Here is a 21513-nt window from a genome sequence, read left to right on the forward strand (position 1 = left end):
AACCGCGCCAGGCACGGGGACGATGCCCCCCGACGTCTTGCTGGCGATCGCGATGACCGCGGTCGCCGACGGCGTCGTGGTCTTCGACGCGGCGGAGCGGATCGCGCTGGTCAATCCGCGCGTGGCGGCGCTGTTCCGCTTCGACCCGGACCGCGTCATGGTCGGCATGGACATGGCGAGCTTTCTCAGCATCGTTGGGACCGCCGTCGGCTGGTCCGCGGCACGGATCGCGACGGTGGTCGACAATCACCGTCGCTGGCAGGCCCGGCAGGACAGCGTCGATATCGATCATCATTTCGACGACGGGACGATCCTGCATATCAACTTCGCCCCGCTGCCCGGGCACTGCGCGGTAATCACCTACCGCGACGTCACGGTCGAGCGACGGCTGACCGACGTCGTCGCGGCGCAAGCCGCGCAGGCGGAACGGTTCCGCAAGGAGATCGCGACCGTCGTCACCGAAACCGATGCCGCGGCGGCGGAAGGCCAGGCGATGGGCCGCGCGGGCGAAGCCGAACTCGAACTGATCGTCCGCGATTTGGGCGACGTCGTCGTCGCCGCGCAGCAATCCACCGCCGCGATGCAGGATGCCGCACAGACCTCGGCGATGATGGCGGGCATGATCGACACGGTCGTCGACCAGGTCCGCCACACCAGCAGCGCCGCCAGCGGTGCGATGGCGCATGCGCACGAGACGGTCGCCCTGTCGCAAGGGCTGTCGGACCGTGCCGGATCGATCGGCTCTATCCTCGACATCATCCGCGCGGTCGCCCGGCAGACTAGCCTCGTCGCGCTCAACGCCGCGATCGAGGCGGCGCGCAGCGGAGAGGCCGGGCGCGGCTTCGCGGTGGTCGCAGCCGAGGTGAAGACGCTTGCCACGCAGACGTCCGATGCGGTCGCGCGGATCGAGCCGCAGATCTCGGCGATGCAGATCGCGACGCGCGACGTCGTCGCGGCGAATCGCGCGATCGCGCACGACATCGCCGATATCCAGGCTCGTGCGGTCATCGTGACCGACACCGCACATAGTCAGACCGAGCGCATCCTCGCGATCACCGCCGCGATCGACGAAACCGCGCTCACCGCACGCGCGATGACCGACAGCGTCGAGCATCTCGAAGTCCGAAACCAGCGCTTCATCAGCCTGGCCCGGCGGATCGGCCAGCAGCTCGAATCCGTCCACGCCCTGACCCATGGTCTCAGCGTCGCCACCGAGACCTTCCAGGCGACCTATTGAGGCCTGTGACGGCACAACGGCGTTACGACCCGCTGCGGGGTGTCCATCACAAATATGGGACCGCGACCGCGTCGCGTATCAACGAGAATGGTGGAGCCGAGGGGGATCGAACCCCTGACCTTTCGCATGCCATGCGAACGCTCTCCCAGCTGAGCTACGGCCCCATTCCCGTTGGGAGGCGGCTCACTAACCGGAGCCGCCCGGGTTGGCAAGCGGCGTAAACGCCGCCTGCCAAATTTCTTTATCTCAACGCTCGTGCTCGTCCTGCGGCGTCTCGACGCCGAGGTCGTCGTCACCGCCCAGATCGACTTCGTCGTCCGCGGACGGCTCTTCGTCCTCGCCGGTGATCGAGGCGATATCCTCTTCCTCGTCACCCTCGAGATCCGCGTCGGGCTTCTTGGTGTCGGGCTTGGCGACCTCGAACGGCAGCGGCTGCTTCGACTTCAGGATCGGCTCGGGCTCCCACGCATACCCGCATTCGATGCAGGTGACGGGGTCGGCCTTTTCGAGGTCGTAGAAACGCGTCGCGCATTTCGGACACGAACGCTTCGTGCCCCATTCCGGCTTGATCATGCCGATAGAACCTTTCGAATGGATAGATTGTGGGGGATGCCCCCGCAAAGTGGGCGCGCCTTGCCATAGCGCAAGGCCACTGTCAAAAGCCCGGCCCCATGACACACCCCCTCCCCCAACCGCTGGACGTCGTCGCGCGCGGTCCGCTGACCGGTTCGATTGCGGTTCCCGGCGACAAGTCGATCAGCCACCGCGCGCTGATGTTCGCGAGCCTCGCGGTCGGCACCAGCCGGATCACCGGTTTGCTCGAGGGCGAGGACGTGCTCGCCACCGCGGCGGCGATGCGCGCGATGGGCGCGACGATCGAGCGGCAGGACGACGGCATCTGGGTCGTCGACGGCGTCGGTGTCGGCGGGCTGCTCCAGCCCGCGACCGCCCTGGAGATGGGCAATTCGGGCACCTCGACGCGATTGCTGATGGGGCTGGTGTCGAGCCACCCGATCACCTGCACCTTCACCGGCGACGCCTCGCTGTCGGGACGGCCGATGGGCCGCGTGATCGAGCCGCTGTCGCAGATGGGCGCGGACATCACCGCGTCGCCCGGCGGCAAGCTTCCGCTGATGGTGCGCGGGATCTGCCCCGCGGTGCCGATCACCTACACGCTGCCGGTCGCGTCGGCACAGGTAAAGTCGGCGATCCTGCTGGCGGGGCTCAACACGCCCGGCATCACCACGGTGATCGAGCCGGTCGCGACGCGCGATCACAGCGAACGGATGCTGACCGGGTTCGGCGCGCAGCTGACCGTCGAGGAAACGGACCAGGGCCGCGTGATCTCGATCACCGGCGAGGCGGAGCTGACCCCGCAGGATATCGTCGTGCCGGGCGATCCGTCGTCCTCGGCCTTCTGGCTGGTCGCGGCGTCGATCGTGCCGGGATCGGATATCGTCGTGCGCAATGTCGGGCTGAACCCGACGCGGATCGGCATCGTCACGGCGCTGCGCATGATGGGCGCGGACATCACCGAGCTCGATCCGCGGACCGTCGGCGGCGAGCCCGTCGCCGATCTGCGTGTCCGCCATGCCGCGCTGACCGCGATCGAGGTGCCCGCCGATCTCGCGCCGAGCATGATCGACGAATATCCGGTGCTGTTCGTCGCCGCGGCGTTTGCGTCCGGCACGAGCGTCGCCAGGGGCGCGCACGAGCTGCGGGTGAAGGAATCGGACCGCATCACGACGATGCGGATCGCGCTCGAGGCGTGCGGCGTGGTGTGCGAGGAATTCGAAGACGGCATGGCGATCACGGGTTCGGGCGGGGCGGCGATTCGCGGTGGCGCTCGGGTCGCCTCGAAACTCGATCATCGCATCGCAATGAGCATGGTGGTGGCTGGACTTGGCAGCGCCGAGCCCATCACGATCGACGACATATCGCCGGTGGCGACGAGCTATCCCGTGTTCTTCCGGTCGCTCGACGCGCTGACCGGCAAAGGGGAATAAGATGATCATCGCAGTCGACGGTCCGGCGGCATCGGGCAAGGGCACGATCGCTCGCGCCTTGGCGAAGCATTACGGCCTCCCCTATCTCGATACCGGCCTGCTCTACCGCGCGGTTGCGCTGAACGTGGCGCGGATGGGGCTGGATCCCGAGCAGGAGGCCGATGCGGTCGCCGCATGCGATTTCGACGATGCGGTGATGACGGACCCGGCGCTGCGCGACGACGATGTCGGGGCGATGGCCTCGATCGTGTCCGCACACCCGCTGGTCCGTGCAGCGCTGATGCAGCGGCAGAAGCGGTTTGCCGCACAGGCGGGTGGCGCTATTCTCGACGGGCGCGACATCGGCACGGTGATCGCGCCCGATGCGGATGCCAAGCTGTTCGTGAAGGCGACCCCCAATATCCGCGCGCAGCGGCGCCATGCCGAGCTGCAGGCGCGTGGCGGGACGGCGAGCAAGGACCGCGTACTGGCGGACATTCGCGCGCGCGATGCCCGCGACACCGGCCGTTCGACCGCCCCGCTGGTGATGGCGGCGGACGCGGCGCTGCTCGATACGAGCTTCCTGTCGATCGAGGCCTCGGTGCAGCGCGCGGTGGCGCTGGTCGAGGCGCAGCGCGCGAAGAAGGCGGGGTAGGCCCCTCCCCCTCCCAGCAGAGACGACCACCCCGGCGGAGGCCGGGGCCCAGTTGGAAAGGTCGCAGTAACGGAGCGCTGCACTCAGTCAGCGATTTCCCCCAACTGGGCCCCGGCCTTCGCCGGGGTGGCAGCGGTTGGGGTCGGGGTTCTATGTACCAACACTGTTTCCCCGCGAAGGCGGAGACCCAGACTAGGCCCCCGCCTTCGCGGGAGAACAAGGAGGCGCCCAGACGCCCCCCTTACAACGCCGTCGCCAGCGTGATCGCCCCCAGCACCACCCCCGGGAAGTTCGCCACCGCGATCGGCCAGTCGCGCTTCGGCTTCAGCACGCCATACGCCACCCACAGTCCGCAATTGACCATCGTCGCGAACGGCTGGACCACCGATCCCTTCTGCCCGGCCAGGTTCAGCATGATCTGGTCGATATACGACAGGTACATCACGATCGCCGTCGCCGTGGCGATCCAGCCCAGCACGAGAATGCCGCGTTCGCTCAAATCTTCGCTCCTGTTGTAAGCCGCCCCTAACGCTGCAGCGGCGAACTTGCTCCGAGACGGGGTTTCCGCTACACAGGAGCGTCCGGCGAGCGATGCTCGTGGAGGAAGGCGCGGAGACCTCTGAGTCTCACGCGCCGTTTTCGCATTCAGCGTCTACATCCTCTGCGCCTCGTGCCGTCCGGATGCCGCGCCGGCGTTCGGTCGTCACGGCAACGAAGGCCAAGACCAGCGGATCCAACCGCTTGGCCGGAAACAGACTAGGATTACTGAATTCTATGGCAACCCAGGTAATGCCGTCGCGCGACGATTTCGCCGCGATGCTGAACGAGACGCTCGGCGACGCCGACAGCTTCGAGGGCCGCGTGGTGCATGGCACCGTGACCGGCATCGAGAACGACATGGCCGTCATCGACGTCGGTCTGAAGTCGGAAGGCCGCGTGCCGCTTCGCGAATTCGCAGCGCCGGGCCAGAAGGCTGACCTGAAGGTCGGCGACGAAGTCGAAGTCTATGTCGACCGCGTCGAGAACGTCCATGGCGAAGCGATGCTCAGCCGCGATCGTGCGCGCCGCGAAGCCGCATGGGACAAGCTGGAAACCGAATTCTCGAAGACGACCCGCGTCGAGGGCGTGATCTTCGGCCGCGTGAAGGGTGGCTTCACCGTCGACCTGAACGGCGCCGTCGCGTTCCTGCCGGGCTCGCAGGTCGACATCCGCCCCGTGCGCGACGTCACCCCGCTGATGGACATCCCCCAGCCCTTCCAGATCCTGAAGATGGACCGCAAGCGCGGCAACATCGTCGTGTCGCGTCGCGCGGTTCTTGAAGAGACGCGTGCAGAGCAGCGTTCGGGCCTGATCCTCAGCCTCGCCGAGGGCCAGATCATCGACGGCGTCGTCAAGAACATCACCGATTACGGTGCGTTCGTTGACCTCGGCGGCATCGATGGCCTGCTGCACGTCACCGATCTCAGCTACAAGCGCGTCGGTCACCCGAGCGAAGTCCTGAACATCGGCGACACCGTCAAGGTGCAGATCATCCGCATCAACAAGGACACCCAGCGCATCAGCCTCGGCATGAAGCAGCTGGAGAGCGATCCCTGGGATGGCGCGATGGTCAAGTATCCGGTCGGCGCAAAGCTCACCGGCCGCGTCACGAACATCACCGAATATGGTGCTTTCGTCGAGCTGGAAGCGGGCATCGAAGGCCTGGTCCACGTGTCGGAAATGTCCTGGACCAAGAAGAACGTCCATCCGGGCAAGATCGTGTCGACCTCGCAGGAAGTCGACGTCATGGTCCTCGAAGTCGATTCCGAGAAGCGTCGCATCTCGCTCGGCCTCAAGCAGGCTCAGGCCAATCCGTGGGAGGCCTTCGCTGCCGCTCATCCGATCGGCTCGACCGTTGAGGGCGAAGTCAAGAACGCGACCGAATTCGGTCTGTTCATCGGCCTCGACAACGACGTCGACGGCATGGTCCACATGTCCGACATCGCCTGGGGCGTTTCGGGCGAGGACGCGCTCAACCTGCACCGTAAGGGTGAGACCGTCGAGGCCGTCGTGCTCGACATCGACGCCGAGAAGGAGCGTATCTCGCTCGGCATGAAGCAGCTCGAGCGCGGCGGGCCTTCGGCCGGCGGCATCGCAGCAGCAGGCGACAAGCTGAACAAGAACGCGATCGTCACGGTCACCGTTCTCGAAGTCCGCGACGCGGGCCTCGAAGTGCAGCAGGGCGACGATGGCGCGACCGGCTTCATCAAGCGCACGGATCTGGGTCGCGATCGCGACGAGCAGCGTCCGGAGCGTTTCCAGGTCGGCCAGAAGTTCGACGCGATGGTGACGGGCTTCGATCGTTCGAAGAAGCCGACCTTCTCGATCAAGGCGATGCAGATCTCGGAAGAGAAGCAGGCCGTCGCTCAGTATGGTTCGTCGGACTCCGGCGCGACCCTCGGCAACATCCTGGGCGAGGCTCTCAAGGCCCGCACGGAAGCCGAAAAGAAGTAAGTGAATTGGGACCGGGATGCTCGATGCATTTCGGTCCCTTTTGCTTTTGGCTTGAAACTCATTTGGTGCTATCGCCCCAATTACTGACCTAAATCAGTATTATCACATATGGGCGGGGGCTCGTTACCATGATCAGATCTGAGCTTGTTCAAAAACTGACCGATGCGCATCCGGACCTGGAGCCGCGCGAGGTCGAATTGATCGTCTCGTGTTTCTTCGACGAGATATCGAAGCGCCTGGCCGCCGACGGCCGGGTCGAACTGCGCGGCTTCGGCGCATTTTCCACGCGCGCGCGCGATGCGCGGACGGGACGCAATCCCCGGACCGGCGAAGTCGTCGCCGTCGACGCCAAGCGCGTCCCCTATTTCAAGCCCGGCAAGGAAATGCGCTCGCGTCTTAACGTCGATTGAGCGGCACCTGCGGGTCCAACATGGGTTGACCCTGCGCTCGACCTCGTCTTTCTGACTCCCGTGTGCGGACGTGGCGAAACCGGTAGACGCAGGAGACTTAAAATCTCCCTCCCCTGGAGTGCGGGTTCGAGTCCCGCCGTCCGCACCATCACGCTTGCCTGTGCCGCCGCGCTGCTCTTCGCACCGGCGGCCTGCAACCGGCGCCGCGACTCGGGGGCTGTCGTCGTCAGCGCGATCGGTGGTGTGCCTGCTGCCGCGGATGCCCGCCGGGGCCCGATCGACCTCCCCTCGCGCCTGCTGATCGATTCGACGGCGCAGGGGCTGGTCCGGTTCGATGCTACCGGCCAGATCGAGCCCGGCCTCGCCGAACGTTGGATCGTCATCGATGATGGCATGAGCTATATTTTCCGCCTGCGCGAAGCCACGTGGAGCGACGGTAGCCGCATCACCGCGGACCAGATCGTCGCGATGCTCAAACGCCAGATCATGCCGGCTTCGCGCAATCCGCTCGCTCCCTTTCTCAGCGCGGTCGACGAGATCGTCGTGATGACGCCGCAGGTGATCGAGGTCCGGTTGTCGCGGCCGCGTCCCGACCTGCTCAAGCTGTTCGCACAGCCCGAACTCGCGCTGCTGCGTCTGCGCCCGCCCGGCGGCAGCGGCCCGTTCCGCATCGCCCAGCCCGGCGCCGCGCCGCTGTTGCGCCCGGTCTATGATCTCAACCGCGCCGACCCCGAAGACCAGCTCGAGATGCAGCCCGAACGTGACGTCCGCCTGATCGGCGAGCGCGCCGCGCGGGCGATCGCGCGGTTTGCGCATCGCGACTCGGACCTGGTCAGCGGCGGCAGCTTCGCCGACTGGCCGCTTCTCGCGACGGCTGATATCACCCCCGCCGCGATCCGGGTCGACCCCGCAGTCGGGTTGTTCGGGCTCGCGATCGTTTCGCGGACGGGCTTCCTTGCCGAGGCAGCGAACCGCGCGGCAATCTCACAGGCAATCGATCGCAGTGCGCTGACCGCCGCGATCGCCCCCAATTGGGAGGCTGCGGACCGCATCCTCGCCGAACCGCTCGACTCTGCCGGGCTCCCGCAGGTGCCGTCATGGACGCTGTTGAACCAGGACGAGCGCCGCGCGGGTGCCCGGTTACGGGTCGCGACATGGCGCGAGCAGGCGCAGAGCGCGCCGATCGCGATGCGGATCGCGCTGCCCGCCGGATCGGGCGCGACCATCCTCTACGCACATGTCGCCGCCGCCCTGCTCCGGATCGGTATCCTGCCCGAGCGCGTCGCGATCGACGCCCCCGCCGATCTGCGGCTGATCGACCTGGTAGCGCCCTATGACAGCGCGCGCTGGTACCTGGCGAACGCCTGCATCGTCTGCAGCGCCCCCGCACAGGCGGCACTCGACGCCGCGCGTGCGGCACCGACGCTCGCCGAACGCAGCCAGCGGATTGCGGCGGCCGATGCCGCACTGAACGAGGACGTGCCCTTCATTCCGCTCGCACGGCCGCTCCGCTGGTCGCTGGTCGCGACGCGGCTGCAACAATGGCAGCCGAACAGCCGGGCCTGGCACCCGTTGAACAGGCTTCGTCCCGACACCAAGTGAGTCGCATGACCAACAATGCCACTCGCATCGATCCCGTCACGCTGGCCAGCAGCTTCGCGATCGGTCAGGATCCGGCCTCGGTCCGCGCCCGGGTTGAGGCGCTGGAGCGGATCCTCGAACGCGCGTTCATGGTTCCCGGGATCAACCGCGCGATCGGACCCGATGCGATCGTCGGTCTGATCCCCGTCGTCGGTGACCTGATCGGTGCGCTGATGGGGAGCTGGCTCGTCTGGGAGGCGCGTAACCTCGGCATGTCGAAGTTCCAGCTTGCCCGGATGATGGGCAATGTCGGGTTCGACGCAGCGCTCGGACTGGTGCCGTTCGTCGGCGATGCCGCGGATTTCATGTTCCGGTCGAACACGCGCAACCTGCGGATCATCAAGCGTCACCTCGACAAGCACCACCCCTCGACCGTCACGCTGGCCGGCTGAGTGCGGGTCAGCTTTCGCCGCGCCAGATCCTGATCGGCGCGCCCTGCGTGACCCCGCCGGCGTGCGCGGGACAGCGCTTGTAGCGGAAGGCGGTGTCGAGACAGATCCAGAGCTCGTCGAGCCAGCCCTGCTTGGTCGTCGTGACCCGCATCATGGCCGCGTTAAGACCGGGATTGGCATTCGCCATCGCCGTGGCGAACTGCCCGGCGGTCAGCGGGCTTCGCGACAGGGTGTCCATGTCGGGATAGCGCAGCTTGGCGTAGAGGCTGCTCGACTGGCGGAAATAGCGTGCGGGCTGATAGCCCGGCATGCAGGTCCCGTGCTTGGCCCATTCATGCTGGATCAGCTGCGCCGACGGCGTCGTGCAGAGCTGACGCTTGATCACCGCCTGCGGGACGATCGCGGTCGCGCGACAATATTGCGGCCAGGTCTTGCCCGCGCCGTCGGGCCACAGGCCGTGGAGCGTAAAGCCGAACCGGTTGCCCGCCCCGCACTGAAACCGGGCGCTCGGCTGGTCGCCCTTCTCGCGGCAATATTGCGGGGCCCAGGTGATGGCGAGCGTATAGCTCGCGATCGGCAGGATCCGCGCAGGTTCGCGCGCGGACGGCAGGTCGGGGCGGACGCGATCGGTGCCGCCCATGGGCGCCGAACAGCTATAGGCCTGCGCCGCGGCGATGCCCGGCGCCGACAGCCCCGCGACGATCATCATGCCCGCGAGTCGGTTCATCCGCATCATGCCTCGATCTCCTCTTCGGCATCGTCGTCGATGCCGCGGTCCGCGACCTCGTCAAACCAGGCGCGCGCGCGCGGCCGGAACAGCAGGACGATCGGCAGGATCGTCAGCACGAGCTGCGCGATCGTCAGCATCCCGATCAGCCCCGTCGCGAGCACCCCCGTCGCGACCTGCAGCATCACCCCAGCGGCGCCGAGCACCGTCAGCGCGACGAGCAGCCACAGGGCAACCCGGCTACCCCTGCGCGTCGTGAGGATCAGCAGCAGCAGCGACAGTCCGACGCCGAACGCCGTCACCCCTGCCGCCAGTGCGAAGCCGCCCTGCGCGACCGCGGCATCCCAGGTCAGCACGCTGACCGCGATCAGCAGACCGATCGAGGCGAGATACAGCCATTCGGCCAATACAACGGATTTGGGACGCATTTTCACCCTGTTCACTTCGCGATCATGTCGTGGCGGCACGATACCGCGTCTCTGCCCGCGCGCCAGTTAAAGCGTCGCGAAATCGAGCCCGATATCGGCGGCGGGCGCGGACTGGGTCAGCCGCCCGACCGAGACATAGGTGACCCCGCTCTCGGCGATCGCGCGGATCGTGTCGAGCGACACGCCGCCCGATGCTTCGGTGGGCACGCGGCCATCGACCAGCGCGACCGCACCGCGCAGGATATCTGTCGGCATGTTGTCGAGCAGCAGGTGCGTCGCCCCCGCCGCCAGCGCGGGCTCGATCTGGTCGACATGGTCGACCTCGACGATGATCTGCGCGATGCCCGCATCCCTCGCCCGGCGCACCGCCTCGCCGACGTCGCCGGCGACCGCGACATGATTGTCCTTGATCATCGCCGCATCCCACAGCCCCATGCGGTGGTTCTTCGCACCGCCCATGCGGGTCGCGTATTTTTCGAGCACGCGCAGCCCGGGGATCGTCTTGCGCGTGTCGAGCAGGATGGCGCCGGTGCCCTGCATCCGATCGACATAGGCCCGCGTCATCGTCGCCACACCCGACAGGTGCTGGACGGTGTTCAGCGCGGACCGCTCGGCGGTCAGCATCGCGCGCGCGCGGCCCTCGATCCGCATCAGCTCGGTACCCGCAGCGACCGCCTGCCCGTCCTTTACGAGATGCTCGATCCGGACCTCGGGATCGAGCGCGCGGAAGAACGCATCGGCAAGGGCGAGGCCGGCGACGGTGATCGCGTCGCGGCTGTCCATCACCCCGGCAAAGCGCGCCTCGGCGGGGATCACCGCCGCAGAGGTGATGTCGCCGATCGTCCCCAGATCCTCGGCCAGCGTCGCAGCGACGAACCTATCGATGTCGAAGCCCGCCAGCGCTGCGCTCACGAACGCGTCCCGCTCGTCTGCGCCGGGCCGAGATCGCCCATCCCGACGGTGCCCGAGGCCATCGCCAGCATCGCATCGAGGCTCTTCTTCGCCTGGAGCCGCAGCCCCTCCTCGATCTCGATCCGCGGCGAAAGGTCGCGCAGCGCGACGTACAGCTTCTCCATCGTGTTGAGCGCCATGTACGGGCAGATATTGCAGTTACAGTTACCGTCGGCGCCGGGCGCACCGATGAACCGCTTGTTCGGCAGCGCCTTTTCCATCTGGTGGATGATGTGCGGTTCGGTCGCGACGATCAGCGTGTCGCCCGGCATCGCCATCGCATAATCGAGGATGCCGCGCGTCGACCCGATATAATCGGCATGGTCGAGGATGATCGGCGGGCATTCGGGATGCGCGACGATCGGCGCGCCCGGATTGGCGGCCTTGAGCTTGAGCAGCTCGCTTTCGCTGAACGCCTCGTGGACGATGCACACGCCCGGCCACAACAGCATCTCGCGTCCGGTCTTGCGGACCAGATAGCCGCCGAGATTGCGGTCGGGGCCGAAGATGATCTTCTGGTCGGCGGGCAGCTGTGACAGGATCTTCTCGGCCGACGACGACGTCACGATGATGTCGGACAGCGCCTTCACCTCGGTCGAGCAGTTGATGTACGTCAGCGCGATGTGATCGGGATGCTTCGCGCGGAACGCGGCGAACTGTTCGGGGGGACAGCTGTCCTCGAGGCTGCAGCCGGCATCCATGTCGGGCAGCACGACGATCTTGTCGGGCGACAGGATCTTGGCGGTCTCCGCCATGAACCGCACGCCGCAGAACGCGATGACATCCGCCTCTGTCGCTGCCGCCTTGCGCGACAGGTCGAGGCTGTCGCCGACGAAATCGGCAATGTCCTGCAATTCGGGCTTCTGGTAATAATGCGCGAGGATGATCGCGTTCTTCTCCTTGCGGAGCCGCTCGATCTCGCCGCGAATGTCGATGCCCGCAAAATTCTGGTGGAGTTCCATTGTCGTATCCCGGTTTAGTTGCGGTTCCCTAGCACGTCCTGCAGCGAACGCGACGTGTCCCATCGCTCGGTCGACGCCTGCGCCTCGTCGGCGAAGCGCACGCTGACGGTCGCATCCACCCCCGCCGCGCGCAGCGGCATCGCGAAGCTCCGCTCGACCGCACGCCGCGTCGCGTCGCGCGCCAGCCGGATCATCGCGGGCTCGCGCGCCTGGCGGACCAGTTCGATCTGGCCCGCGCGCCGATTGGCGGTGTCGAGTCGCTTCTCCGCATCGGTCAGCGTCGCCAGTACGCCGCCCGAACCATATTCGCGCAGCGCATTGAGGTCGATCTGCGGCCCCTCCACCTCGACCGGCGGCAGTCGCACCGCGAGCGTCCGCGTCGCGGCATCCCAGGCGACGTCGCGCTGCGACAGCTTGCCCAGATCGACCTCATAGCGGACCATCCCCGGCATGATCAGCGTCTTCTCGGTGGTGAAGCCCAGTTGCGACTGGCGCGACGTCACCACCGCGACGAACCTGGCGGCAAAGGTCGACAGCCGATTCTGTTCGCGCAGCCCCTCCAGGCTGGCGCTCGCGATCGTCGTCGGGTCGGGCGCCAGCCGGCTCTGCACGTAACGCTGCACGCCCCACAGCGCGATCAGCGCGGCCAGCGCGAGCAGCACCAACACCCCCGCCGCCTTGGCCAGGAACGACCCGACCCCGCCACGCCGCGCACCGTCCGTGCCGCGGCTGTCCTCGTTCACGCCATCCGCCATGCACCATCCCCTTCCGTCTCGCCGACCAGCCCGCGACCGCGCAGATCGTACAGATGCGCTAGCACCGATCCCTCGGCGCCCGGCACCAGCCGCGGATCGAGCCCGACATACATACGCTCGACCAGCGCCGCGACACCGCGCGGCGCCTCGCGCAGCAGACGAAGGATCTGTCCCTCACGCTGCTTGCGGTGGCCGAGCATCCCGCGCACCAGCCGCTGCGGCCGCTCGATCGCCTCGCCATGCCCTGGATAATAGACACGGTCGTCGCGTCCCAGCAGCCGCTCGAGGCTCGCCATATAGTCGGTCATGTCGCCATCGGGCGGCACGACGACGCTGGTCGACCAGCCCATGACGTGATCGCCCGAGAACAGCGCCCCGCTCTCGCGCAGGGCGAAGGCGAGATGGTTCGACGTATGCCCCGGCGTCGCGATCGCCTCAAGCGTCCAGCCCGCCGCGCCGACCGTCTCGCCGTCCGCCAGCACGCGATCGGGTGCATAGAGCGCGTCGAACGAACTATTGGCCGCAACACCGGGCGCGAATGCGGCGGCGCCGACGATCGGCGCGCCGGTCGCGGCCTGCAACGGGCGCGTCGCCGGACTATGGTCGCGGTGATGATGCGTGACGACGATCGCGGCAACGGGGCGGCCATCGATCGCGCGGAGCAAGGCATCGAGATGCGCGGGATCGTCGGGCCCGGGATCGATCACCGCCAGCGCGGTCGTCCCGACGATATGCGTCTGCGTGCCAGTAAATGTATAGGGCGACGCGTTCGGCGCGAGCACGCGGACGACGAGCGGCTCGAGCTGGATCGGGATGCCGGTCGGATGCTCAGCCATGCCCCCGAAATGGCGGCTGGCGGCCCGCATGGCAAGACCCGAACCCGAGACCCCGCCGCCCGACCCTGCGACCCCACCCCGATTCCGTCATCCGGACGGAAAGTCAGGATCCAGGGCCGCAGGCACCGCCCCTACCCCAGAATGCCGGTCAATCCCGCTTGGCCATGTCCGCCTGGACCTCGGCCAGCCCCTCGTCGATGCCGGCGAGCGCCTCGCGGCGTTGCGCAGCGGTCATATCGGTGTTCTTCTCGATCGACGCCCGCGCGATCTTCAGACCGGCGAGTGCGGAGGCATAAGCGCTCGCCTCGATCTCGCGGCTGTTGATCGCGGCGGTGGCAGCGTCGGCGGCGGCCTGTTCGATGCGATTGGTGCAGATGACCATCTTGCGCACGCCGCCTTCGGTCCGGTCGATCACATAGTGCTTGCCGGGCCCGTCCTTGCCATCGACGCAGGTGCGTTCGGTCACCTCGGGTACCATCCCCGACGCGACGATCGTGCTGCCCGGCTTCGCACGGATGACCCGCGTGCTGACGGTCTTGCCGTCGCGCGTGACGATCGTCGTGACCTGACGCGCGTCGGCGGGGCGTGCGGTAAGCGGCGCAGCGGGCGCGACAGGCGCTACGGGTGCGACCGGGGTCAAGACTGGCATAGGTGGCAGGGGTGGCAGGGGCGCCGCTGGCGCGACCGGCGCCACGCGGTCCTCGACACCGGCACGGATCGCCGTGGCGGCCTTGGTGCCCGAAGCGGTCAGCGCGAGCCCCGTCGCGACCAGCAGGCTGACCGAGGCCGCCCCCGTCGCGATCCGGCCGCGTGAAATCCGAGAAGTCGTCAACATGCGCAATCTCCCTTTCAGATCGGTGATGGTGTGGAGGTGACACGCGGCCGAGACCGCGCCGCCATGCGCCGCCTTGACGATCGCGCAGGCATAGATGTGGCGGTCGACCGCGGACCGGCCGGCGAGCACGCGTGCGTCGTTGGCAAGCTCCTGGTCCGCGCGGAACTGGCGAAACGCATGCCAGGCGACCGGGTTGAACCAGTGAAGCGCGAGCACGACCAGCGCCACCCAGTTGGCGAACAGGTCGCCGCGCTGGTGATGGCCAATCTCGTGCGCGAGCGCCAATTCGCACTCGTCCGCGTCATAGCGATCCGCGAAATCACGCGGAAACGCGACGTAGCGGCGGACGAGACCGAAGGCGAGCGGCCCCGGCGCCGCCGCGGTGGCGATCACGCGCACCCCGTCGCGGTCGTCGAGCCGGTCCGCGCTGTCGAGCATCCGCCGGCAGAACCGTCGATGCTGAAGCAGATGCCAGACGAGCAGCCCAAGCGCCCCGACCGCCCATGCGGCGCCCAGCGCGCTGCCGAGCCCGCCCCCGAACACTCCCGCAACAACAGCGCCGAACGACGGTTCCACCACATCCGGTGTCGCCGCAGCCATCGTTGCCCCCGTCGTCGCGGCCGTTGCAGCGGGCGCGATCATGTAGACGCTGATCGTCTCGCCAGCGCGCGTAATGGGCGTCGCCGCCGCGTGCCACGTCTCGGGCATCGACGGCAGGACGAGCCGCAACACGGGCAGCGCCCAGAGCGCATAGGCGACCTGCGCCCCGAAGGCGCGGCGCACCGGCGCGCGGACCAGCAGCACGACGAGCATCAGCAGCGTCGATGCGATCAGCGCGTCGCTCGCCCAGCCCGCGAGCGCGGCCGTATCGATCGACTGGGGGGCGGCGGCGGGGCCGTCTCCGATCCCCCCGGAAAGGATTGGCCCCGCGCTCATGCCTTGAGATCCTTCAGCAACGCCTCGATCTCGGCAATGTCCTGCGCGGTCAGTTCGTCGCGTTCGGCGAGATGCGCGACCAGCGGCGTCAGCCTGCCGCCGAACAGCCGGTCCATCAGCCGCCGCGATTCGCCCGCGACATAATCACCGCGCGCGACGGTCGGACGATAGAGGTAGCGCCGGCCATCCTCCTCATGCGTGATCGCCGATTTCGCGATCAGCCGCCCGAGCAACGTCTTGACCGTGTTGGCACTCCAGCCGCGCGCCGGGTCGACGCGTTCGGCGACATCCTGCGCGCTGAGCGGGGATTCGTCCCACAGCACCTCCATGACGCTGTGTTCGGCATCACTGATCCGTTCGGCCACGACTCACTCCTTACTGACTACGCTTGTAATCAGCTCGTTTACGGTCGTAGTCAATGTCAGTTTCTTACGGTTTCGCGATCGACGCCGATGACCGTCTGTGTCGAGTTTCTTTACGATCAGCGGTCGGCGCTGCGGCCGATTAACCATCGAAACCGGGGAAAGTCCGCAACTCGGGCGAACTGGCACATCGCCTGCACCGTCTCATGCGTTACCGAGCGTTCAGCGCTTATGCAGGGTGGACGGGTCGCTGTCATTCAGGTCTCGCACCGGTCCACCCTCACCCGGTACCCTTCAAGCCCGGACCGCGCGGCGGCCAGATACCCCCGCGCGATCCAGAGCCTCGTCTAATACTCAGCCTGCCGCCTTCTGCGCGTCCAGGACCTGCTTCAGTTCGCCGCTTTCGTACATCTCCATCATGATGTCCGATCCGCCGAGGAATTCGCCATCGACATAGAGCTGCGGGATCGTCGGCCAGTCCGAATAGGCCTTGATGCCCTGGCGAATGCCCTGGTCCTGCAGCACGTCGACGCTCTCGAACTCGACCTCGAGATGGTTGAGGATCGCGATCGCGCGGCTCGAAAACCCGCATTGCGGGAAGAGCGGGCTGCCCTTCATGAAGAGTACCACGGGGTTGGCCTTCACCAGCGCGTCGATGCGCGCGTGCGTGTCGTCAGTCATGTCGTCGTCCTTATGCAATCACGGTGGTCAGTTGCAGCGCATGAAGAACGCCGCCCATGCGGCCCCCCAGCGCGTCGTAAACGCTCTTGTGCTGCTTCACCCGGCTCAGCCCGGCAAAACTCGCGCTGGTCACGCGCGCAGCATAGTGATCACCGTCCCCTGCCAAGTCGGTGATCTCGACCTCGGCGTCGGGAATGGCGTCGCGAATCATTGTGCGGATATCGTCGGCGGTCATCGGCATCGGATTACTGGGCCTCCATCAATTGGCGACGCGCCTCGATCATCTGCGTCGCCAGCGCACGGCGCACCGTCGCCTCGTCATGATCGAGACCCGCGGCAGTCATGTCGCCGACCAGCTTGCGGACGACATCGTCGTCGCCCCCGCCTTCGAGATCGGCGTGAACCAAGGCCGTCGCATAGGCGTCGCCCTCCTCGCGGGTCAGCCGCATCTCGGCCGCGGCCCATTGCCCCAGCAACCGATTGCGCCGCGCCGTGACACGGAATGCGAGTTCATCGTCGCGGGCAAATTTTGCCTCGAAAGATCGCTCGCGATCGTCAAAAGTCGTCATGGCGCACGTGTTCCCTCCGGCGTGTCGAGCTTAGCAGATAGGTAGCGGTCCGCGGCTCCGCAATAATTTGGTGCGGCTCTGGAACAATGCCGGCACATCCATCATCTATAAGACAGTCACGTGACACAGGGCACGGGCATGGAGAGTAGAATGACTGGCCGCCGTCCAAGGAGCATTTCGCCGCCGTCCGACACCGCCGCACCGCGGCACCGCGCAGCGCCGCCGATCAGTGCCGGGGACTATGATGACACCCGATTCCCCACGATCGCGCACGGCGTGGCACTCGGCGCGGCCGCATCCGCCGTGCTGTGGATGGCGATCGTCATGACGATCTCGCGCCTGCTCTGAACCGGCACGGCGCGCGAGAAGTCATCAGCCGAGTTCGACGACCAGCTTCCCGATCGCGGCGCGTGCGGCCATCTTCGCGATCGCCTTGCCACCGTCCTCGAGCGCGAACCGCTCGGTCACCCGCGGCGCGATCTTGCCGTCGCGCCACAGCTCGAACAGCGTTTCGATATGCGCCTGGTTGGCCTTCGGGTCACGGGCAGCGAACGCACCCCAGAATACACCGCACACGTCGCAGCTCTTGAGCAACGTCAGGTTGAGCGGCAGCCGCGGGATACCGGCGGGGAAGCCGACGACCAGATACCGCCCTTCCCACGCGATCGAGCGCAGCGCAGGCTCGGCATAGTCTCCGCCGACCGGATCGTAGATCACGTCGGCACCCGCCTTGCCGACGGCTGCCTTGAACTGCTCGGCCAGCGCCTTGGACTGGTCCTTGTCGAACGGCGCGCGTGCATAGACGATCGTCGCGTCGGCACCCGCCGCACGCGCGGCGGCCGCCTTCTCCTCGGACGAGACAGCAGCGACGACCCGCGCACCGAACGCCTTGCCAAGCTCGATCGCCGCCAGCCCAACGCCGCCCGCCGCGCCCAGCACGAGCAACGTCTGCCCCGCTTTCAAATGCCCACGGTCGAGCAAGGCATGGATCGTCGTGCCATAGGTCAGGATCAGCGAAGCGCCCTCCGCAAAGTCGCGCCCCTCGGGCAGGCGATAGAGCTTGGCCGGGTCGGCGACGACCTTTTCGGACAGTCCGCCATGACCGAGCATCGCGATCACCCGGTCGCCGACCGCCCAGCCCTCGACCCCATCACCGACCTCGGCGACGATACCCGCGATTTCGCCGCCGGGTGCAAAGGGGCGTTCGGGCTTGAACTGATATTTGTCCTCGATGATCAGCACGTCGGGAAAGTTGATCGCGCAGGCCTTGACGGCGATCACGACCTGGCCCGGCGCGGCGACCGGATCAGGCAGTTCCGACAATATCAGAGTTTCAGGTCCGCCCGACGCCTTCGACAGCAATGCCCGCATAACCGCTTTCCCTCTCCAGAAAGGGGCGATGTTCGGCCACCGCCTCCTCGAATTTTGAAATCGCGGTATCTCTTGCCAGTGTCAGCCCGACCTCGTCCAGCCCCTCGATCAGGCATTGCCGGCGAAACGCGTCGAGATCGAAGACGAAGCGGTCCTGGAACGGCGTGGTGACGGTCATCGATTCGAGGTCGATCGTCACGCTGTCGGTCCGTGCAACCTCGATCAGCCGGTCGATCGCATCCTGCGGCAGGACGACGGCGATGATGCCGTTCTTGAACGCGTTGCCCGAGAAGATGTCCGAGAAGCTCGGCGCGATCACCGCGGCGATGCCCATGTCGGCGAGCGCCCAGGCGGCATGCTCGCGGCTCGACCCACAGCCGAAATTGTCGCCCGCGATCAGGATCGGCGCGCCGGAATAGCGGGGATCGTCAAACACATTGTCCGGCTGCGCACGGACCGTCTCGAACGCGCCGCGCCCGAGCCCCGTCCGCGTGATCGTCTTCAGCCAATGCGCGGGGATGATCACGTCGGTATCGACGTTCTTCGCCCCCCAGGGATAGGCGCGCCCCGAAACCGTCGAGACGGGCTTCATCGCGGGCCGGTTTCGGCCGGGGCGACACGTCCGGTGCCCGGCAGCGTCCGCGCCGCCGCCATATAGGCTGCAACGCCACTCATCACCGCGCCGGCCATCAACAGCATCATCACACGCTTCATAACTCATGTCCCATCAGGTCGCGCACGTCGCTCAGCCGTCCCGTGACCGCGGCCGCGGCCGCCATCGCGGGCGAGACGAGATGCGTGCGCGCACCCGGCCCCTGCCGTCCGACGAAATTGCGGTTGCTCGTCGAGGCGCAACGCTCGCCCGGCGGCACCTTGTCCGGATTCATCGCCAGGCACATCGAGCAGCCTGGCTCGCGCCATTCGAAGCCCGCGCCGGTGAAGATCCGGTCGAGCCCCTCGGCCTCGGCCTGACGCTTCACGAGGCCGGATCCGGGGACCACCAGCGCGCGGACACCATCGGCGACCCGCCGACCGTTCGCGATCGCCGCAGCCGCGCGCAGATCCTCGATCCGGCTGTTCGTGCAGCTGCCGATGAAGACATGCTGGATCGCGACGTCCTGCATCGCGGTACCCGGCGTCAGCCCCATATACTCGAGCGACTTGCGCGCCGCCGCCTGCTTGGCGGGGTCGGCAAAGCTCATCGGGTCGGGGACATGGCCGGTGATCGGCACGACGTCCTCGGGACTGGTGCCCCAGGTCAGGCCCGGCGCGATATCGCTCGCCTGCAACACGACCGTCTTGTCATAGGACGCCGCCGCATCACTCGGCAGCGTCCGCCACCAGGCCAGCGCGCGCTCCCACGCCTCGCCACTCGGCGCCATCGGCCGGCCCTTGATATAGGCGAAGGTCGTCTCGTCCGGCGCGACGAGGCCGGCCCGCGCCCCCGCCTCGATCGACATGTTCGCGACCGTCAGCCGCCCCTCGATCGACATCGCGCGTATCACGTCGCCGGTATATTCGATCACGTGACCGGTCCCGCCCGCAGCACCGAGCCGCCCGACGATCGCCAGAATCACGTCCTTTGGGCTGACGCCGAAGCCCAGCGTGCCGTCGACGCGGACCTCCATCGTCTTCGACTGGCTCAGCAACAAAGTCTGCGTGGCGAGCACATGCTCGACCTCGCTGGTGCCGATCCCGAAGGCGAGCGCGCCGAGTGCACCATGCGCCGAGGTGTGGCTGTCGCCGCAGACCAGCGTCGATCCGGGCAGCGTGAAGCCGAGTTCGGGCCCGACGACATGCACGATCCCCTGCTGCACCGCGGTCGCGTCGATATAGTCGATCCCGAACTCGGTCGTGTTGCGACGCAGCGCGTCGAGCTGCTGCGCGCTTTCGGGATCGGCGATCGGCAGCGGCACACCCGCGGCGTCGACGCGTGCGGTCGTCGGCAGATTGTGGTCGGGCACCGCCAGCGTCAGATCGGGCCGCCGCACCCGCCGCCCAGCGACGCGCAGGCCTTCGAACGCCTGTGGGCTGGTCACCTCGTGGACGAGGTGGCGATCGATATAGATCAAGCAGGTGCCATCGTCGCGCCGTTCGACGACGTGCGATGCCCAGATCTTTTCGTAGAGTGTCTGCGGACGGGTGGCCATGCGGCCCCGTTAACTGATAATGCCTGCCACGCAAAGGTTCACGGCAATTTTCATGCGCCGGACCATGGCCCGATCGCGTCGATGCGTGGTCCGCATGACGACCGGGCGCGGCGCCGGGATCCGTCGTTACGCGTCTGCCAGCATCTGCTCGGCAAGGCGTCGGCCGGATAGCCAGCCGCTCTCGATCCGCGGCGCCAGCAGCCAGTCGCCCGCCGCCCCGATCCGTTCACCCGCATTCCAAAGACAGCCGGCCTCGCCCACCGCGGCGCGCGCATAGCGCCAGCGATGACCGACACGGACGATCGGCGCGGGCAGCGCGTCGGCACACTGCGCGGCGAGCGCCGCCTGCAGCTGGTCGACCACCGTCTCCGCAGCGTCCTCCAGATGATCGCGGGACCAGTTTGGCGTCGCTTGGACGACCCAGGCCTCCGGACCATCGCGTCCCGGTTTCGCGCTGTTGCGCGCGGCCCAGCCGATGATGCCGCGATCCTTGAGTACGTCGTCGGAAATAGCGAGCGGCGTCTCGAACGCGAACATCGCCGTCCAGCAGGGCGCCGACCGGCTGTCCGCTGCGACGCGCGCCATCGCCGCGTCATGCGGTGCGAGCAACACCGCCGCCTGTTCCGCAGGGATCGTGACGACGACGCTGTCGAACAGGTCCGCTTCGCCCGGATCGACCTGCCATCCCGCCGTCGTCCTGCGCAGCCCGGTGACCTGGGTGTTCCAGCGGACGTCCGCCTGCGCCGCGAGATGCCCGACGATCGCGTTCATCCCCGGCGTCCCGACCCAGGCATCGGGCCCCGCCGCGGGCCAGCGCGCGACGACGCCCGCCGCCGCCCAGCCCTGCATAGCCGCCACGAAATCCGGGTCGCGCATTGTCAGATATTGCGCACCATGGTCGAACGCGATCATGCCGCCGGGCGTCTCGACCCGCCGCGTCGCCATGCGACCGCCCGCTCCGCGTCCCTTGTCGAACAGTGTCACCACGCAGCCGCCCTGCTGGAGTCGCAGCGCACAGCTGAGGCCGGCAATGCCGGCACCAATGATCGCAACCTTCATGACGTCTCCGATCGACGATCCGCGGGATGGCCCGATACCGCCCCCGGACCTCACCGACTAGCCGGAAATCCCCCGACT

At 67.3% G+C, this 21513-nt stretch carries 26 protein-coding genes and 2 tRNA genes; 9 read left to right on the top strand and 19 right to left on the bottom strand.

The features are described 5' to 3' along the window. Positions 1 to 22: 22 nt before the first annotated feature. Positions 23 to 1237, top strand: a complete 1215-nt coding sequence (locus GV027_RS21785) for a methyl-accepting chemotaxis protein (protein WP_159511310.1) — start codon at positions 23 to 25, stop codon at positions 1235 to 1237. Positions 1238 to 1325: 88 nt separating this feature from the next. On the opposite strand, the gene GV027_RS06290 is transcribed toward GV027_RS21785, so the two are convergent. Further along, a tRNA-Ala gene (locus GV027_RS06290) sits at positions 1326 to 1401 on the bottom strand. A gap of 82 nt (positions 1402 to 1483) precedes the next feature. After that, positions 1484 to 1810 carry a TIGR02300 family protein gene (locus GV027_RS06295; protein ID WP_031395784.1) on the bottom strand — a complete coding sequence of 109 codons (327 nt, stop codon included), beginning with the start codon at positions 1808 to 1810 and terminating at the stop codon, positions 1484 to 1486. Between the two features lie 98 nt (positions 1811 to 1908). Here GV027_RS06295 and aroA point away from each other — a divergent pair, with 98 nt between their 5' ends. Together aroA and cmk are read left to right on the top strand one after the other, a co-directional pair. Then, positions 1909 to 3243, top strand: coding sequence for a 3-phosphoshikimate 1-carboxyvinyltransferase (gene aroA / locus GV027_RS06300; RefSeq protein WP_159511311.1), 1335 nt, complete (start codon positions 1909 to 1911; stop codon positions 3241 to 3243). Position 3244: 1 nt separating this feature from the next. After that, positions 3245 to 3877 carry a (d)CMP kinase gene (gene cmk / locus GV027_RS06305; protein WP_159511312.1) on the top strand — a complete coding sequence of 211 codons (633 nt, stop codon included), beginning with the start codon at positions 3245 to 3247 and terminating at the stop codon, positions 3875 to 3877. A gap of 241 nt (positions 3878 to 4118) precedes the next feature. Here cmk and GV027_RS06310 read toward each other — a convergent pair whose 3' ends face one another. Beyond that, positions 4119 to 4376: a SemiSWEET family transporter gene (locus GV027_RS06310; RefSeq protein ID WP_031441625.1), complete on the bottom strand. Its 258-nt coding sequence runs from the start codon at positions 4374 to 4376 to the stop codon at positions 4119 to 4121. Between the two features lie 275 nt (positions 4377 to 4651). On the opposite strand from GV027_RS06310, the gene rpsA reads away from it, so the two are divergent. From rpsA to GV027_RS06335, 5 genes are all read left to right on the top strand, one after another. Continuing rightward, positions 4652 to 6370, top strand: coding sequence for a 30S ribosomal protein S1 (gene rpsA, locus GV027_RS06315; protein ID WP_031393081.1), 1719 nt, complete (start codon positions 4652 to 4654; stop codon positions 6368 to 6370). Positions 6371 to 6498: 128 nt separating this feature from the next. Next, positions 6499 to 6780, top strand: a complete 282-nt coding sequence (locus tag GV027_RS06320; RefSeq protein ID WP_031393082.1) for an integration host factor subunit beta — start codon at positions 6499 to 6501, stop codon at positions 6778 to 6780. Between the two features lie 64 nt (positions 6781 to 6844). Continuing rightward, a tRNA-Leu gene (locus GV027_RS06325) sits at positions 6845 to 6928 on the top strand. 95 nt (positions 6929 to 7023) lie between these two features. Further along, positions 7024 to 8382 (top strand): ABC transporter substrate-binding protein, encoded by a 1359-nt coding sequence (locus GV027_RS06330; RefSeq protein WP_236559068.1) that lies wholly within the window; start codon positions 7024 to 7026, stop codon positions 8380 to 8382. A 5-nt stretch (positions 8383 to 8387) separates the two neighbouring features. Then, positions 8388 to 8813 carry a DUF4112 domain-containing protein gene (locus GV027_RS06335; protein ID WP_159511313.1) on the top strand — a complete coding sequence of 142 codons (426 nt, stop codon included), beginning with the start codon at positions 8388 to 8390 and terminating at the stop codon, positions 8811 to 8813. Positions 8814 to 8820: 7 nt separating this feature from the next. Here GV027_RS06335 and GV027_RS06340 read toward each other — a convergent pair whose 3' ends face one another. From GV027_RS06340 to GV027_RS06390, 11 genes are all read right to left on the bottom strand, one after another. Beyond that, a complete protein-coding gene (locus GV027_RS06340) occupies positions 8821 to 9540 on the bottom strand; it encodes a ribonuclease T2 family protein (protein ID WP_443029550.1) in 720 nt (239 codons plus the stop codon). A 5-nt stretch (positions 9541 to 9545) separates the two neighbouring features. Beyond that, positions 9546 to 9968, bottom strand: a complete 423-nt coding sequence (locus GV027_RS06345) for a hypothetical protein (RefSeq protein WP_031395952.1) — start codon at positions 9966 to 9968, stop codon at positions 9546 to 9548. 66 nt (positions 9969 to 10034) lie between these two features. Further along, on the bottom strand, positions 10035 to 10880 hold the full coding sequence (gene nadC / locus GV027_RS06350) for a carboxylating nicotinate-nucleotide diphosphorylase (RefSeq protein WP_159511314.1): 846 nt from the start codon (positions 10878 to 10880) through the stop codon (positions 10035 to 10037). Next, on the bottom strand, positions 10877 to 11881 hold the full coding sequence (nadA, locus tag GV027_RS06355) for a quinolinate synthase NadA (RefSeq protein WP_159511315.1): 1005 nt from the start codon (positions 11879 to 11881) through the stop codon (positions 10877 to 10879). Before nadA ends, nadC begins: the two co-directional genes overlap by 4 nt. 14 nt (positions 11882 to 11895) lie before the next feature. Further along, positions 11896 to 12636 (bottom strand): DUF4230 domain-containing protein, encoded by a 741-nt coding sequence (locus tag GV027_RS06360; RefSeq protein WP_159511316.1) that lies wholly within the window; start codon positions 12634 to 12636, stop codon positions 11896 to 11898. Then, entirely contained in the window at positions 12621 to 13472 is an 852-nt protein-coding gene (locus GV027_RS06365) for an MBL fold metallo-hydrolase (RefSeq protein WP_159511317.1), read from the bottom strand. Before GV027_RS06365 ends, GV027_RS06360 begins: the two co-directional genes overlap by 16 nt. Before the next feature lie 148 nt (positions 13473 to 13620). Beyond that, complete coding sequence (locus tag GV027_RS21670; RefSeq protein WP_159511318.1) at positions 13621 to 15243, bottom strand: M56 family metallopeptidase; 1623 nt, start codon at positions 15241 to 15243, stop codon at positions 13621 to 13623. Continuing rightward, positions 15240 to 15608 carry a BlaI/MecI/CopY family transcriptional regulator gene (locus tag GV027_RS06375; RefSeq protein ID WP_031441616.1) on the bottom strand — a complete coding sequence of 123 codons (369 nt, stop codon included), beginning with the start codon at positions 15606 to 15608 and terminating at the stop codon, positions 15240 to 15242. Before GV027_RS06375 ends, GV027_RS21670 begins: the two co-directional genes overlap by 4 nt. Positions 15609 to 15959: 351 nt before the next feature. Beyond that, positions 15960 to 16286, bottom strand: a complete 327-nt coding sequence (gene grxD / locus GV027_RS06380; RefSeq protein ID WP_031395260.1) for a Grx4 family monothiol glutaredoxin — start codon at positions 16284 to 16286, stop codon at positions 15960 to 15962. A 10-nt stretch (positions 16287 to 16296) separates the two neighbouring features. Then, complete coding sequence (locus tag GV027_RS06385) at positions 16297 to 16527, bottom strand: BolA family protein (RefSeq protein ID WP_031395261.1); 231 nt, start codon at positions 16525 to 16527, stop codon at positions 16297 to 16299. 4 nt (positions 16528 to 16531) lie between these two features. Then, on the bottom strand, positions 16532 to 16855 hold the full coding sequence (locus GV027_RS06390; protein WP_031395262.1) for a DUF1476 domain-containing protein: 324 nt from the start codon (positions 16853 to 16855) through the stop codon (positions 16532 to 16534). A gap of 150 nt (positions 16856 to 17005) precedes the next feature. Between GV027_RS06390 and GV027_RS06395 the strand changes: the two genes are divergently transcribed. Continuing rightward, the gene (locus GV027_RS06395) at positions 17006 to 17203 is read left to right on the top strand and encodes a hypothetical protein (RefSeq protein WP_159511319.1); all 198 of its coding nucleotides are present in this window, start codon (positions 17006 to 17008) and stop codon (positions 17201 to 17203) included. A gap of 24 nt (positions 17204 to 17227) precedes the next feature. Here GV027_RS06395 and GV027_RS06400 read toward each other — a convergent pair whose 3' ends face one another. The 5 genes from GV027_RS06400 to GV027_RS06415 all read right to left on the bottom strand — a co-directional run bounded on the left by GV027_RS06400 (position 17228) and on the right by GV027_RS06415 (position 21435). After that, positions 17228 to 18226: an NADPH:quinone oxidoreductase family protein gene (locus GV027_RS06400; protein ID WP_201302583.1), complete on the bottom strand. Its 999-nt coding sequence runs from the start codon at positions 18224 to 18226 to the stop codon at positions 17228 to 17230. Then, positions 18189 to 18818 (bottom strand): 3-isopropylmalate dehydratase small subunit, encoded by a 630-nt coding sequence (gene leuD / locus GV027_RS06405; RefSeq protein WP_031441614.1) that lies wholly within the window; start codon positions 18816 to 18818, stop codon positions 18189 to 18191. Before leuD ends, GV027_RS06400 begins: the two co-directional genes overlap by 38 nt. Then, positions 18815 to 18940 carry a hypothetical protein gene (locus GV027_RS21675; protein ID WP_261362615.1) on the bottom strand — a complete coding sequence of 42 codons (126 nt, stop codon included), beginning with the start codon at positions 18938 to 18940 and terminating at the stop codon, positions 18815 to 18817. Before GV027_RS21675 ends, leuD begins: the two co-directional genes overlap by 4 nt. After that, on the bottom strand, positions 18937 to 20376 hold the full coding sequence (gene leuC / locus GV027_RS06410) for a 3-isopropylmalate dehydratase large subunit (protein WP_031441613.1): 1440 nt from the start codon (positions 20374 to 20376) through the stop codon (positions 18937 to 18939). Before leuC ends, GV027_RS21675 begins: the two co-directional genes overlap by 4 nt. A 126-nt stretch (positions 20377 to 20502) precedes the next feature. Next, positions 20503 to 21435, bottom strand: coding sequence for an NAD(P)/FAD-dependent oxidoreductase (locus tag GV027_RS06415; protein WP_159511320.1), 933 nt, complete (start codon positions 21433 to 21435; stop codon positions 20503 to 20505). Positions 21436 to 21513: the final 78 nt, after the last annotated feature.

Source organism: Sphingomonas sp. T1 (assembly GCF_902506585.1).
In the GTDB taxonomy this organism is placed as follows: Bacteria; Pseudomonadota; Alphaproteobacteria; order Sphingomonadales; family Sphingomonadaceae; genus Sphingomonas; species Sphingomonas aerolata.

What these genes read in the sequence shown, in the direction of transcription:
- GV027_RS21785 (WP_159511310.1), top strand. Translation starts at nt 23, where the DNA reads ATGCCCCCCGACGTCTTGCTGGCGATCGCGATGACCGCGGTCGCCGAC.
- GV027_RS06295 (WP_031395784.1), bottom strand. Translation starts at nt 1,810, where the DNA reads ATGATCAAGCCGGAATGGGGCACGAAGCGTTCGTGTCCGAAATGCGCG.
- aroA (WP_159511311.1), top strand. Translation starts at nt 1,909, where the DNA reads ATGACACACCCCCTCCCCCAACCGCTGGACGTCGTCGCGCGCGGTCCG.
- cmk (WP_159511312.1), top strand. Translation starts at nt 3,245, where the DNA reads ATGATCATCGCAGTCGACGGTCCGGCGGCATCGGGCAAGGGCACGATC.
- rpsA (WP_031393081.1), top strand. Translation starts at nt 4,652, where the DNA reads ATGGCAACCCAGGTAATGCCGTCGCGCGACGATTTCGCCGCGATGCTG.
- GV027_RS06320 (WP_031393082.1), top strand. Translation starts at nt 6,499, where the DNA reads ATGATCAGATCTGAGCTTGTTCAAAAACTGACCGATGCGCATCCGGAC.
- GV027_RS06335 (WP_159511313.1), top strand. Translation starts at nt 8,388, where the DNA reads ATGACCAACAATGCCACTCGCATCGATCCCGTCACGCTGGCCAGCAGC.
- GV027_RS06340 (WP_443029550.1), bottom strand. Translation starts at nt 9,540, where the DNA reads ATGAACCGACTCGCGGGCATGATGATCGTCGCGGGGCTGTCGGCGCCG.
- GV027_RS06345 (WP_031395952.1), bottom strand. Translation starts at nt 9,968, where the DNA reads ATGCGTCCCAAATCCGTTGTATTGGCCGAATGGCTGTATCTCGCCTCG.
- nadA (WP_159511315.1), bottom strand. Translation starts at nt 11,881, where the DNA reads ATGGAACTCCACCAGAATTTTGCGGGCATCGACATTCGCGGCGAGATC.
- GV027_RS06360 (WP_159511316.1), bottom strand. Translation starts at nt 12,636, where the DNA reads ATGGCGGATGGCGTGAACGAGGACAGCCGCGGCACGGACGGTGCGCGG.
- GV027_RS06365 (WP_159511317.1), bottom strand. Translation starts at nt 13,472, where the DNA reads ATGGCTGAGCATCCGACCGGCATCCCGATCCAGCTCGAGCCGCTCGTC.
- GV027_RS21670 (WP_159511318.1), bottom strand. Translation starts at nt 15,243, where the DNA reads ATGAGCGCGGGGCCAATCCTTTCCGGGGGGATCGGAGACGGCCCCGCC.
- grxD (WP_031395260.1), bottom strand. Translation starts at nt 16,286, where the DNA reads ATGACTGACGACACGCACGCGCGCATCGACGCGCTGGTGAAGGCCAAC.
- GV027_RS06385 (WP_031395261.1), bottom strand. Translation starts at nt 16,527, where the DNA reads ATGCCGATGACCGCCGACGATATCCGCACAATGATTCGCGACGCCATT.
- GV027_RS06390 (WP_031395262.1), bottom strand. Translation starts at nt 16,855, where the DNA reads ATGACGACTTTTGACGATCGCGAGCGATCTTTCGAGGCAAAATTTGCC.
- GV027_RS06395 (WP_159511319.1), top strand. Translation starts at nt 17,006, where the DNA reads ATGACTGGCCGCCGTCCAAGGAGCATTTCGCCGCCGTCCGACACCGCC.
- GV027_RS06400 (WP_201302583.1), bottom strand. Translation starts at nt 18,226, where the DNA reads ATGCGGGCATTGCTGTCGAAGGCGTCGGGCGGACCTGAAACTCTGATA.
- leuD (WP_031441614.1), bottom strand. Translation starts at nt 18,818, where the DNA reads ATGAAGCCCGTCTCGACGGTTTCGGGGCGCGCCTATCCCTGGGGGGCG.
- GV027_RS21675 (WP_261362615.1), bottom strand. Translation starts at nt 18,940, where the DNA reads ATGAAGCGTGTGATGATGCTGTTGATGGCCGGCGCGGTGATGAGTGGC.
- leuC (WP_031441613.1), bottom strand. Translation starts at nt 20,376, where the DNA reads ATGGCCACCCGTCCGCAGACACTCTACGAAAAGATCTGGGCATCGCAC.
- GV027_RS06415 (WP_159511320.1), bottom strand. Translation starts at nt 21,435, where the DNA reads ATGAAGGTTGCGATCATTGGTGCCGGCATTGCCGGCCTCAGCTGTGCG.